The sequence below is a fragment of the Nitrospirota bacterium genome (genome assembly GCA_016214845.1).
GTDB lineage: Bacteria > Nitrospirota > Thermodesulfovibrionia > UBA6902 > UBA6902 > SURF-23.
In genome coordinates this window covers 1-12,792 of the sequence record JACRMS010000032.1, presented here as the reverse complement: position 1 = coordinate 12,792, position 12,792 = coordinate 1, and the positions used below count along the sequence as shown (strand labels likewise).

The 12,792-nt window shown below is 49.4% G+C and carries 12 protein-coding genes; 3 read left to right on the top strand and 9 right to left on the bottom strand.

What is annotated here, in order from left to right; genetic code table 11:
* Window positions 1-79: 79 nt before the first annotated feature.
* The 6 genes from HZB61_11005 to HZB61_10980 all read right to left on the bottom strand — a co-directional run bounded on the left by HZB61_11005 (window position 80) and on the right by HZB61_10980 (window position 5,047).
* Window positions 80-721 carry an epoxyqueuosine reductase gene (locus HZB61_11005; GenBank protein MBI5057131.1) on the bottom strand — a complete coding sequence of 214 codons (642 nt, stop codon included), beginning with the start codon at window positions 719-721 and terminating at the stop codon, window positions 80-82.
* Entirely contained in the window at window positions 718-1,407 is a 690-nt protein-coding gene (locus HZB61_11000) for a corrinoid protein (GenBank protein MBI5057130.1), read from the bottom strand. Before HZB61_11000 ends, HZB61_11005 begins: the two co-directional genes overlap by 4 nt.
* 13 nt (window positions 1,408-1,420) lie before the next feature.
* The gene (locus HZB61_10995) at window positions 1,421-2,431 is read right to left on the bottom strand and encodes an MtaA/CmuA family methyltransferase (GenBank protein ID MBI5057129.1); all 1,011 of its coding nucleotides are present in this window, start codon (window positions 2,429-2,431) and stop codon (window positions 1,421-1,423) included.
* Window positions 2,432-2,464: 33 nt separating this feature from the next.
* The gene (locus HZB61_10990) at window positions 2,465-3,412 is read right to left on the bottom strand and encodes a tetrahydromethanopterin S-methyltransferase subunit H (protein ID MBI5057128.1); all 948 of its coding nucleotides are present in this window, start codon (window positions 3,410-3,412) and stop codon (window positions 2,465-2,467) included.
* A gap of 60 nt (window positions 3,413-3,472) precedes the next feature.
* The gene (locus HZB61_10985; GenBank protein MBI5057127.1) at window positions 3,473-3,916 is read right to left on the bottom strand and encodes a carboxymuconolactone decarboxylase family protein; all 444 of its coding nucleotides are present in this window, start codon (window positions 3,914-3,916) and stop codon (window positions 3,473-3,475) included.
* A 102-nt stretch (window positions 3,917-4,018) separates the two neighbouring features.
* Window positions 4,019-5,047, bottom strand: coding sequence for a uroporphyrinogen decarboxylase family protein (locus tag HZB61_10980; protein ID MBI5057126.1), 1,029 nt, complete (start codon window positions 5,045-5,047; stop codon window positions 4,019-4,021).
* Between the two features lie 348 nt (window positions 5,048-5,395).
* Here HZB61_10980 and HZB61_10975 point away from each other — a divergent pair, with 348 nt between their 5' ends.
* Entirely contained in the window at window positions 5,396-5,923 is a 528-nt protein-coding gene (locus tag HZB61_10975; protein MBI5057125.1) for a cob(I)yrinic acid a,c-diamide adenosyltransferase, read from the top strand.
* Between the two features lie 207 nt (window positions 5,924-6,130).
* Window positions 6,131-6,481 carry a rhodanese-like domain-containing protein gene (locus HZB61_10970; GenBank protein ID MBI5057124.1) on the top strand — a complete coding sequence of 117 codons (351 nt, stop codon included), beginning with the start codon at window positions 6,131-6,133 and terminating at the stop codon, window positions 6,479-6,481.
* A gap of 179 nt (window positions 6,482-6,660) precedes the next feature.
* Here HZB61_10970 and speB read toward each other — a convergent pair whose 3' ends face one another.
* Both speB and HZB61_10960 read right to left on the bottom strand, forming a co-directional pair.
* On the bottom strand, window positions 6,661-7,518 hold the full coding sequence (speB, locus tag HZB61_10965) for an agmatinase (protein ID MBI5057123.1): 858 nt from the start codon (window positions 7,516-7,518) through the stop codon (window positions 6,661-6,663).
* Entirely contained in the window at window positions 7,519-8,079 is a 561-nt protein-coding gene (locus tag HZB61_10960; GenBank protein ID MBI5057122.1) for an arginine decarboxylase, pyruvoyl-dependent, read from the bottom strand. It abuts the gene before it with no gap.
* 220 nt (window positions 8,080-8,299) lie between these two features.
* Here HZB61_10960 and HZB61_10955 point away from each other — a divergent pair, with 220 nt between their 5' ends.
* Window positions 8,300-8,977: an HAD hydrolase-like protein gene (locus tag HZB61_10955; protein MBI5057121.1), complete on the top strand. Its 678-nt coding sequence runs from the start codon at window positions 8,300-8,302 to the stop codon at window positions 8,975-8,977.
* Window positions 8,978-9,098: 121 nt separating this feature from the next.
* Here the strand turns inward: HZB61_10955 and HZB61_10950 are convergent.
* A partial coding sequence (locus HZB61_10950; GenBank protein ID MBI5057120.1) for a hypothetical protein occupies window positions 9,099-12,792 on the bottom strand: 3,694 nt, incomplete at its 5' end.

Below are 12,792 nucleotides of genomic sequence, written 5' to 3'. Positions count from 1 at the left end.
TGTTCGTCATTCCCGTGAAAACGGGATCCAGGTACTTCTGAAAACTGGATTCCCGCTTAATAACTGCGGGAATGACGCCTTAATGTTTTTTAGCATTCTTCCTCCCATACGGACATATGTTTATGCATAATCCGCAATTGGGTTTATCTGTTACCGCCCGGCTCTTCTTTTTATGTGAGCGGCAATTATCTAATATGACAAGCTCGACAAAGGGCTTGCTCCTTGACCAGTCACTTCCTGTTATCGCCTTGGACGGGCAAAAATCCACGCACAGGGTACACTCTCCGCAGCGGCTGAATTCAACCGGCGCGCCTGCCTGAAGCGGGGCATCCGTAAGGACAGTTGCAAGAGAGAGGCGTGGGCCGTGATCGGGATTTATAAGGAGCCCGTTCCTGCCTATCCAGCCAAGCCCCGCGGATGTCGCGGCGATCTTGTGCGTAAAGAGGGGATAGAGCTTTGATATGAACGAGCCTTTTACCCTGTCAGAGTCGGGCGGGATGGAGAAATATTTGTAGCCTTCCTTTTTTAAGATCATGGCGGCCTTTTTCTGGAGCCTTGTCAGCAGGCTGATGGTGCCCTGGTTTAAATTTTTAATCACCGCGATTGAAATACCATTTTGCAGATGCGAGATATCGCCTTTTGGTATTCCCTTTAAATCTGAAAAACCTACTATATCGGCGCCTGCGTTTATGAGTTCATTTCTCAGCGCTTCATGGATCAACGTTTCTTCTCTTCCGCTTCCTCTTTCAATTTCTTCAATGAGCTGATCATATTGATCGCGTCCTTGAGCGCATTGGTCGCGTCTTTAGCGTAACCGTCCGCGCCCCATTTGTCCGCTATGTCCTGCGACACAGGCGCGCCGCCGATCATGATCTTTACGTTGGGGTTTTTCGCCCTCAGATTGTCGATTACTTTTTTCATGCCGACCATAGTTGTGGTCATCATTGCCGAGAGGCACACAAGGTCGGAGTCCGTCCGGATCTGTTCTTCCACGAATTTATCAAGTGGGACGTCCCTGCCGAGGTCATATACGTTGAAGCCGGCCACATCAAACATCATCTTCACGATGTTCTTCCCGATATCATGAACATCCCCTTCCACAGTGCCGATGACAACGGAGCCCTTTACGCCGAGGTCCATCTTTTTCACGTGCGGTTTTAAAATGTCCAGCCCAGCGTAAAGCGCATCTGCGCACATGAGCAGTTCCGGCACAAAATACTCCTGGGCCTCAAACAGTTTTCCCACTTCCTGCATGCCGCTTACAAGCCCGTTGAATATGGCGTCGTTTGCGTCCAGCTCATTATCAAGCGCTTCCTGCGCGCCCTCTTTTGCCGTGTCTTCGTCATACTGGATCACGGCATTCTTCAGCTTTTCCAGGATCTCCTTCCTCTTTTCTTCTGTGGCCATAATTTTTCCTCCTCTATTTTTTTACCTCATCCATCATGGCTTTAATATTTTCAGGCTGGACAGTCGGCCATATATCGCATCCGGGCCATACAGCGCTGACGCCGTTGTCAATGCACTTTCTTATCGTTTCCTTGACCAGTTCAGGTGTCCCTGACACGAGGACATTGTAGGGATCATAATTTCCAAACAGCAGGGCCTCAGCGCCTATCTTTTTCCGCGTTTCCGCGACATCGTTTTTCTGGTCTACACTGATGGCCTTTGCGCCTGACTCAACCATAAAGACGGCGATGTCATTTGTCTTCCCGCAAATGTGGAGCACGCTGTTTACGCTCAGCCCGGCAAATATTTTTTTGAGGTAGGGGAGGATAAGATTTTTAAACACTCTCGGGCTCAGCACGTCGGAAGTTGCCCCCATCTCTCTTACGGTAATATAATCTATCCCGGTCTTCTCATATTCTTTAGCGATCATGATTACGGCATCGGCCATGAGGTCGAGCAATTTCCCGACCTTGTCCGGCTTTTTGAAAGACAGCTTCAGCAGATCGTTCAGCTCCATGATCTGTCCGGCAAGAGTAAACGGCCCAAGGACATATGTGCCTATGGCGACCTCACTGCCTATGTCTTTTTTGATCAGGCCTATCGCCTCTTTCATCAGAGGGACCCTTCCCCTGTTCACAAGGTCCGGTGGGACCTTGATATCCATTTCATCTTCATTATGGATGAGCTTCTTTTTGATCGTTGGATAGACGATATCGTCAAGATGCGCGTATACATTTATCTCGCAGCCAAGCGCCTCCGCTTCAACGCAGAGGTCAAAGGGGACGACCCCGCATTCAAACCCGAACAGTTTATACGTGGATGCGGCGGCGTCAGCTAACATCTTTGCGTCGGAATGCAGGGCGGCGAATTTATAGCCGGACTTCTTCAGCCCCTCCACAGTGACATTCCCCATGCCGCTGAAGCACGGGGGCCTGTCAACTTTTTCTCCATTGAACAGTTTCAGCACCCTCTCTCTCGGTTTCATCTCATTTGCTGCCATTGATGCTCCTTTCTGTCATCATTTCCTCGCCTGCCCGGAAATGACCTTTTCAATAAAGTCGGAAAAATATTTTCTGATTGGCAAGGAATTATTTTCTGGAAAAGTTTTTGTCTCATCATATACAAGGGTTGAAAGCAGGACGTGGGCGGTTGCCACGGCAGGGAATATCCTCGGCGCGGTAACAATAGGGCCGTAAAAGTTGAAGTCACTCCAGAGCACTGATGCCATGCCCTGCGCGACCGCGTCCATTGCCTTGAAGCCATCAAGCCCCCAAGCATCTCTTGCGGCCTGCCACATGTGAGTGCCGTTTGAATACGCGCCTCCGCAGGGAAGGCCGGTTTTTTCTTTTATAATTTTGTTTGCTATCAATGAAAATGAAGTGGCCGGAAGATTCATCACGGAAGTATCTACTATGACAGTATCAAAACTGTCAGCCCCCTGCGACAGGATGTTTTCAAGCGATTTCAGCCTTCCCGCGGGTGACTGGTCTTTATCATCAAATGCCTGTACGACTACATTTTTAATTCCCAAATCTTTTAATCTTGATACCTGACCTTTAATATCCTTGTCCCAGGGGGTGATGCTGTTGTAGAGGAATTTGTCCTGAACGCCCAGCTTTGCGACATATTCAGTTGCCTTTGCCCTTTTGTCAGCCATCCACATATCAATTCCAAAAGGCATATTCGTTGTCTCAAGATAGAAATCTATATAGACCTGCGCCTCTTCAGGCGTGTTCGCTACCATGGCAACCATTGAAGGGACCCCTGTTGACGATGAAAGGTCTTCCTGTTTCTTAATAAGTTCTTTTGCCCTTTCGCGGTCGAAGCTGCCTTTTCTGTCTTTAAGCAGACGGTCCTTGTTATGAAACATGGAGGCTATCAGCAGGGGGGGATTTTCACCAGGCTGGCCGCCTATTTTCAGGCCGCTGATGTTGAATATTTTTTGCTCTCTCGAAAATACAAACATAAAGCTCCTGTGCCTACCGTAGGGGCAGGTTTAAAACCTGCCCCTACAGAATCTGTTTTCTTAAAATACGCCGTGGTCGAACTTCGGCTGCGGCAAATACTCCCACGCCTCTCCCTTTCTGTACTTTGCTTCTATATCGAGACATTTCAGGGCATATTCAAAAGCGTATGGGATACCGGGCCCGCCGGGCACAAAACCAGCGAGTATCATTCCTACGGAAGCTGCCTCGAATATCTCACCTGTGGTCGCCCCTGCATTGATCGCGGGGATCACATGGATTATGCATCTCGGGGAGCAGTAGCCGACGCCTCCGGCCATGAACATGAGTTCCTTGACCTTCCTCGACAGCGCCCCGTCTCCGAAGATGCTGGCGTAAAAATCAGCAAAGGTCCTCCCTGGGTCGGGGGTGACCGTGTTAATTATCTGGAACATCCTGGGCACAAAGCCGCACTTTTCCTTCATGTACGCATTTACTTCCTCGACAGTCATTTTCTTGTCTGCCATTGTTGCATCCTCCTGCCCGTTCAGCTCTCCGGGCTTTTAAGGTTTACGTATGTTAATCCTGATGCCTCGATCTGAATAAAGTTCTCTCTCACCTCCTTCTCCTTAGAGTTTCCATTCCCTTGCGACCTGGATGAACTTCTGAATATTTTCATACGGCACGGTCGGCGGGATATCGCAGCCAGGCATGAGAATAAAACCGCCTTCCGTTCCGGCTGTCCGGATCACCTGTTTGCAGGCGTCTTCCACCTCCTGGACAGTACCCTGAAGCATTATCTTCACGGGGTCCACATTGCCCGCAAAACACATTTTACCATGCAAAATTTCCTTCGCCTTTGCTATGTCCGTCTTGTGGTCGAGGCTTATACAACTTGCCCCGGAAAGAGGGAAGAGGTCCAGCCTGTCAGTGGTATTGCCGCAGATGTGAACGAGGGTATAAACATTTTTAGAACGCGTCCAGTCCGTAAATTTCTTCAGATACGGGAGGGCAAATTTCTCAAACTGTTTTTTCGATATCAGATCACCGGATGCGGTTGGATCAGCAATGCTTATCAACTCAAGGGTCCCGTCCGATACAACCGGTTCATAGAGATGGATCAGCAGGTCAGTGGCAAAGTCCACAACCTTGTGAACAAAGTCGGGCTTCTTGAAGGTGGCCTTCATCATAGTTTCTTCTCCTACCAGCCGCGCGCCGAGGGTATACGGGCCCCATGCAGTCATAGTTATGAGATACTCATCGCCGATCTTTGATCTGGTTGATCTCAGGGCCTGCTTGACCGCATTGATCACTTCATTTGAATCTAACTTTGATAAATCCATCTTCCGGAGGTCTTCTTCTGTTGAAATGATGTGGGCCTCAAGGTCGGGCGCGCCGACTTCCCTGAATTTTATTCCGCCTCCGAAAGCTGCCGCATGAAAATTGTTGTAGCCTGAACCTGCGTAAACAACGTCACAGAGCAGTTTGCCGGACATTTTAACCAGCATGTCCGTCATTTTTTCCGGGTCCAGGGACAAGTCCTTAAAGGTGGTGCTATATTCCTTGATACTCCACATCCCTCCGCCGAAGAGGGTCACCGGGACACGTTCGGCTTTGCCCCCCTCAAGCGCCTTGATGATTGCTTCCCGCGATGTCATAAGAGCCTCCTTTTTTTAGTGTCAATCAATAAAAATATAGAAGGTATTTTTCGGTTAGAGATTGTTTTTCAAGATATGACTTTTTCAGGAAATGATATATGACGTTAATCATATAATTGATAAATAGATGAGTGTTTGTCTTTGCTTACTCTGCCAATGAGTTATGCTTATGTAAGTATTTTATCACAATTGTCGGCAAACGGTACTAATATATTAATTAACCGGGCCAACCAGCCTTCTTGAATTAAATATCAAAAGCCGGATACAATACTTCGTCGCCAATTCCTGGTGTAATCCGGCTGATATAGACAGCGTTCAACAGCGGTTACCATAGCACTTGATTTAACTATGTCCAAAGGTTTGATACATGTATATACCGGTGACGGCAAGGGTAAAACCACCGCCGCTTTCGGTCTTGCCATCAGGGCCGCCGGTCATGGCAAAAAAGTCCTGATACTGCAGTTTCTCAAGAGCAGGACAAAGGATGCCGGCGAGAGGGCGATAGCCAAAAAGAGCGGTATTAAGGTAGTAAAATTCAAAGGCCAGACAACCCCGCTTTTTGACCCGACAGTCAAGCGCTCTGAACTTAAACGGCATATCCAGGAAGCCCTGGCTTTCACAGGAGAGCAGATCAAAAGCGGAGAATACGATCTGATTATTCTGGATGAATTCAATAACCTTTTTCGAGACAGGTACGCGGACACCGAAGACATTTACAAACTTACAGAGGAGCAGCCCAGGGGACTTGAGCTTGTCTTTACCGGCAGAGGGGCGCCGAAAGAATTGATAGAGATTGCCGACTACGTGACTGAGATGCGAATGATTAAACATCCTGCCGTCAACGGTTTAAAGGCGCGAAAGGGGATAGAGTTTTAATTTGAAATTAAATTCGGAGCAAGCATGGTTCAAAAACATCTTGAATGCGATAGATTTTTTTTAAATGAAACTCTACCCCAACATGTCATTCCACTTGTCTGGAATCTTCTTAATATAAGGCGCAAGCAGCAAAGGAATCGCTCAATATGTTTTTTCACCACACTTGCTCCGAATTTAAAGGGCATGTATTAAAGGGAGGGAAAAGGTATGTCATACCTGAAAGAGATTACTTTGTCTTTGGAGTGCATCAGCAAGGAAGAGCTCCTGAAGCGTATAAATGATAACGCCAAATTCATTCTCGTAGATACTGTAGGCAAGTACGACGGGAACAAGTTCAGGATAAAAGGCGCAAAGACTATTCCGTATCCTGATGTGATAGACAGAAGAAAAGAATTAATCCCGCATGATGAGATCATAATTTACTGCAAGCACAAAGACTGTGTCGCCTCAAAAAAAGTCGCCCTCGGTTTGAAATTACTTAACGTCAAAAACGTGAAGGTCTACGAAGGCGGGATAGATGAGTGGGTCGCAAACAACCTGCCGGTCGAAGAAGAGTAGGCATAAGAGTTTTTTCATAAACTGACTTTTTTTATTTTCGTCATGCCCGAAGTTAGTAATCGGGCATCCAGAACTTATTTAAAGATACTGGATTCCCGCTCAACAGACTGCCAACAGTAGGTGCTTTAGGCACGGGAATGACAGACAGTTCAAAGTTTGAGTTTATGGACAAACACTGTTTAAGCGAACTTAAAACTCAGTAGTTTGTAAATCAACTTTGCCGCGAGGAAGTCCGGGGCAAGGTTGTTTTTTGACGGGCAGAATTCAACGACATCGAGGCCCACGACGTTTTTGTTTTTCATAACGCTCTCCATCAGGTCCAGCACTTCATACCAGCCCGGTCCGCCGGGTTCAGGCGTGCCTGTAGAAGGCATTATTGAAGGGTCGAACACGTCAAGGTCAATGGAGACGTAGACGTTTTCAGACAACTTTTTCACAATCTGTTTAATCCAGTCTTTTGACCCGCGGATGTCTGACGCGTAGAATGTGTTCTGCCTGTTGATATTCTTCAACTCCGATGAATCGCTGCTCCTTATTCCGACGGAGACTATGTTCTCTGTGACTTCCTTTGCCCTCGCCATGATGCAGGCGTGGCTGAATTTATCGCCTTCGTATGAATCCCTCATGTCGGAGTGGGCGTCAAGATGGAGGATGCTGATATTTTTAAAAGCCTCCGCGTGGGCCTGAATGGTTCCCAAAGACACAGAGTGTTCTCCTCCAACAACTACGACGAATTTTTTGTCCGCTAATAATGCGCCGGTCCTTTTCCTGACCTTGTCCGCTAATGCGCGCGCAGTTGGGGCATTGACCGCCTTTGCCGTGTGGATGCCTTTTTTATAAATCTCGGAGCCGGTCTCGATATCATAGAGCTCCATATTACGGGAGGCGTTGATGATCGCGCGCGGGCCTTTGTCAGAGCCTTTGATCCATGAACTGGTTTTATCAAAGGGAACAGGCAGGATGATTATGTTTGAATTTTTATACGAAGAGTATTTCGGAGGCAGGCCGCCGTAATTGTAAGGTACAGAACTTTTCAATTACTCTTCCAGAAGCATTACTGCCGCGGCAATCGCCGTAGTCCACAGTCCGTCCTTGTGGCCCTCTGTAGACTGGCAGATGTGTGTGGATTTGAAGATGTATCTGCTTGCCTTGTAAACCTGCTTTCTCGCGTCCCACGCCAGGTCGGAATCGAATGGAATGCCGAGGGTTGTTGCAAGCATTGTTGCCGCGAGGTCTTCGGCGTATTCACCGGATTTCTTCGCGGTCTCACCGAATGTATGGTGCTCGGATATATAACCGTAATTTTTCCTGTCCGAGGGCACAGCCAGTCCTATCGCGGCGGAGACCAGCCTGTTGGCCTCATTCGTCTCGTTTCGCGCCATTACGCAGAAAGTTATCTGACCGGGCTTGATCTCCTTCAGGCCTTTATCTTTGCTTATGATCTTGCAGTTAGGAGGGAAGATGCTTGAGACGTAGACAAGATTACATTTTTCTATACCCGCCTGCCTGAGGGCAAGCTCAAAGGATGCAAGTTTGTCCTTGTGGATTCCGACGCCTTTTGTGAAGAAGATCTTTTTGGGTATCAAGTAATCTATCATTCTCACCCCCGAAAGAGGAATATTTTGTGCGCAGGTACTCTAACGCATACGGGCAGATTTTTTCAAGTGCTTTAATTGCGCTGGGGTGACTTTTTTGTGACAAAACAAACTGCTGCAGAAATTTTTCTGCACGTATTAAACAATTATGACTATTTCTGAGGGGAGTACTTCTGAAAATTCGTCCTGTTAATTGTTTATAATAAAAACCATGAATGACGAAATGAAAAAACTGGTCCTCTTTGACATCGACGGGACTTTGATAACCGCGGGAGGGGCCGGCACGAGATCGCTGAACATGGCGTTTCACGCGCTATTCAATATTGAGGGCGCTTTTAAAAATATAACGATGGCCGGGAAAACCGATATTCAGATAATAAAAGAAGGCCTCGGCACTCACGGCTTTTCCATGGACGGCAATGTGAAGAGGATGCAGGAAACGTATCTTCGCTTTCTTCAGATCGAGATCAACAACCCGATGAAGAAAATAAAACCCGGGATAAAAGAAACACTCGATCTGTTGAGAGCGATGGAAATGCCTCTCGGCCTGCTCACCGGCAATCTCGAAGGAGGGGCGAGGATAAAGCTTCATCCTTTCGGGCTGAATGAATATTTCCCTGACGGCGCGTTCGGCAGTGATGATGAAGACAGGGACAGGCTTTTGCCCATCGCAATTGAGAAATTTTCCAGAATGGGATTTGAATTTACTCCGCGTGAATGCATTGTCGTTGGAGATACGCCGAGGGACGTCAGATGCGCCAAGATCCACGGGGCGCACTGCATTGCCGTGGCAACAGGGCCTTATTCAAAAGAAGAACTGCTGAAGACCGGCGCGGACATTGTCTTTGATTCGCTTGAGGATGTCAGCTCCTTCATGAGTTTTATTACAAAAGCATTGTAACCTGCATCCTCCGGCGGACTGCTTGCGGAAAAAATAGCACAGCAGTGAATTCCTGTTAACGGATATCCACTGCTGTGTTTTTCTGTCGCGGCATTCAGCCGCTAATTTTCATTACTTTCTTCTACGGGTGTATGCCCGTTGCCGCAGCTTTGGCCTGGTCCTCTGTAAGCGGTATGCCGATGTAGCTGCTCATTGAAGAGTCATGGCACTTGCCGCAGGCGTACTTAACGGAGATGGCGTTAGTCGCCACGTTCGTGAATCCATTTGATCTGGTGATAGTTACGGCTGCCGGATCGATTTTGACGATGTGAGTCTTCACATCTCCCTTCCTGCCCCACGCCCCGTCAGGCGATTCGTTAGTCGCGGACTTTGTAGCTTCCGCCATGTGGCAGTCAGCGCACTTGATGGCGCTTACATGATAACTGAGAGCTGATACTTTAAAATCAGCGCCTCCCCCTGCCGCACCAGGTGTGCCGGGTTGATGGCAGCTTTCACAAGAGACAACAGCGCCCCTTTCCTCCGCCGAAAAGGCGTTGTCGGTAATTCCAAGCGCCGCCGCAATCGCGTCCGTCACTTTGTGTGAACGCTTATGAGGATTATGGCAGCTTACACAATTCAGGTCCCTGTGCACGCCGTCATTAAGCCCGACAAGCTCGTTATACTGCTCATGGTGGTTGATGTAGTCGCCGGTTATCTTTGCGCCGTTGGCGAGGATGGCGGGATTTGAATCTCCGCCGCATTCTGCGCTTACGCCTGATGTATTTTCAGCTCTGATATGGCACCGTCCACAGGCGTCTTTGGAGGTGGCAACAACCGGCAAAACTGCCGATGGATTCTTCGCATGGCTTGCTGCGGGACCGTGACAGGCCTCGCACTGAACGCCGTCAAAAGTCCACTGGCTGTTGAACCCTCCGTGGTTCACAAGAGGGTCCATCCCGGTAAGTGAGGCCCAGGGCTGTGTGCGCGTATTCGCAGACGGATCGGAATAGCAACTGTACCCGGCTGTGAACACCATGCCGTTTGTATTGTGGCAGATAGCGCACTCATACTTCTTGGACTGGCCGGTGGCGGAGCCATAAGAGGACCAGTCATCCCTCCTGTTCAACGGATCAAGGGCCGGGTCAGCGGCAAGCATGTTAAACTGTGCCATTTTCCCCGCACTTGACCAGACAAAGCCGGTCTTGTCATTGCCGGAAGTGTCCAGTATTCCCCATCTTGCCTTCCATCCGTAACCGCCGATTACAAACTGCACCGATGACCAATCAAGTTTTCCGTCTCCATTAAGATCGACCTGGAAATCAGGAACGCTTGCATCATCATTAAGAGACGGAGTGCCCAAAATGCTCGGCATATTGGCTGAAAGCAGCGCTGAAAGAGGATCTGTATACGCGGTCGGCGTAGCGCCTGCTGTTGCCCTGAATTTGTAAGGATGTCCTGACTGCGCAAAGTCGTTGTAATGTGAGGTATGACAGCCGGCGCAGGCATTTGAGCCTATGTACCCACCGTCGATACCTGTGACGTTGTGGTAATTACTCGCTACAAAAGAAGCTGAGACCTTGTCTGTGATGCCGCCGGGAAGTGTTGCCCCTGCCGCATATCCGTAACCGCCCTCGAATATTCCGCTGTCATGGCATCTGCCGCATACGTAGTCAAGGGAAAGATAATTTTCAGCAATCGTCTTGCCGTTTGCATTGGTCCTCATGCCGACCGTTGCTGCTGCAGCATCGGGGTTGATCTTGAAAATGTGGGTTTTGTCGTCACCCTTCTTGCCCCATGTGCCTTTGATGCCTGTCCCTGACTTTGTTGCTTCCGCCATATGGCAGTCTATGCAGTCTATGCCTTTGGCGTTGTGTGCCGCAACTGCCGCGCTGCTGACGGCTCCGCCAGCGGCGTACTTCTGTGCCTCGTGGCATGCAGCGCAGTCAGCTACCGCGCCGCGTTCCTTTGCGGATAAATTATTATCAGTGATGCCGAGGGCTGTTGCAACATTGTCAGGCACCTTGTGGGCACGTTTATGAGGATCGTGGCATGTTACACAGGACAGACCTGCATGTACTCCTTTGCCTGCTCCGGCTTCCTCATATCCGACCAATTCATTATACTGCTCATGGTGCTTGATGAACCCGTCGGCAGTTCCACCTGTAAGCGCGCCGCCGGTGACCTCGATTCCAAAGCATTCCTCGTCGGCCTTATTTCTGGTATGGCACTGACCGCATGAGGTAAGTGAAGTGTTCTTGGAGATATTTAAAGCTGATGGTGCAGTTACATGTGTCTCACCAGGGCCATGACATGCTTCACACTGAACTCCGTCAAATGTCCATTCGCTCCAGTAGCCGCCATTGGCCGCAGGGCTCAATGACGGGTTCTTGGCCCATGGTTCTGTCCGGCCGCTGCCAAGCGGCGTATAACACTCACCGGCAGTGCCGTTCGTGCCGTTTGTGTTATGGCAAACTGCACAGTTGTATTTCTTGCCCTGGCCGCTCGCTGAGCCGTACGTGGACCAGTCACCTCTCTTGCTGAGCGGATCGTTTGGGCCTACAGCCAACTCGTTATACTGCGCGCCATAACCGCCTACGATGGAAGCGGCTGACCACACGAGACCGGTCTTATCATTGCCGGAGGCGTCCAAGATTCCCCATCTTGCCTTCCAGCCATAGCCGCCAACCATATAGTTGACCGCGGCCCAGTCAAGCTTTCCATCGCTGTCAGCATCGATGGCCGGAGAACCGACATCACACTTGCCATCAACCGGACTGACGTCAACGCACAATGAAGCATCATAATTGAGAGCTGCAACAGAGGCGATAGTATTGCCCGGATTGCTGGTAAAAAGCACAGAGATCGGATCAGTCGGCTCAGCGCCGCCGGTCGCCCTGTATTTGTAGGAATGGCCCGACTTGTCGAAGTCTGCTTTTTGTGCTGTATGACATGCCCCGCAGACTGACGAGCCTACATAGCCGTTGTCAATCGCCGGGGGCGCAAATTTAAATCCCTCGGAATGCACGTGGCAGTCTGTACATTTTTGCCCGTCGTAATGTCCGACGTAGTTATTGCCTGTATCCAGATCGCCGGGGGCTGAGCCGTCATTCCTGTGATGGTTTGTCTGTGTGTGGCACATCTCGCAGATATTTTCATTGTAAGGCGCTCCGTCTGCAAAAGAACCCGCGCCTGAGTTTGCAGCGAATTGTATTAACTCAGCGAAGTTGCCGCCTGTTGCATTATTCGTATAGCAGACATACTCTTTTATGTATTTGCCGTAGGTAGTCCCGTACCTTGCGTTCTGCTCCTGCTGATGCGGGTTATGGCAGGTTAAACAATCCATTGTCCAGCCGCCGTACTTTGTCCCGGCTACGGACGATGAGTGCATCTTTACATTCTTTGCCGTGCCGAATCCATATGGAGGATTTGCCGGATACTGCGCCTTCAAAACTCCGTTTAAAGGATCGGATGTATCCGCAGGGTCAGCGTGGCACCTCTGACAGGACCTTCTCTGGTCAATGACGCCTGAATCATCAAAGTGACACCAGTTGCAGGATGTTTTATTGGTTGACCCGTCCCCATTCAACAGGTTAAACGTATGCACGCCGTCATTGGGGCTTGTCTTTGTAGTGCACGAAGGTTGAGCGCAATCAGAGTCTACCGCATCTGCCTTTTTATCACAGTCATTGTCCATGCCGTCGCTGCATGTAGGGTCTCCGAAATGCCCTTCCCTTTTGCCGGGGTTTATGTTTGGATTGGCATCATTACAATCGCCCGCCGCGTATCCCGGTAAAACGCATATCGGGAACCCGTCATGGTCAGCGTCCACGTCAGTG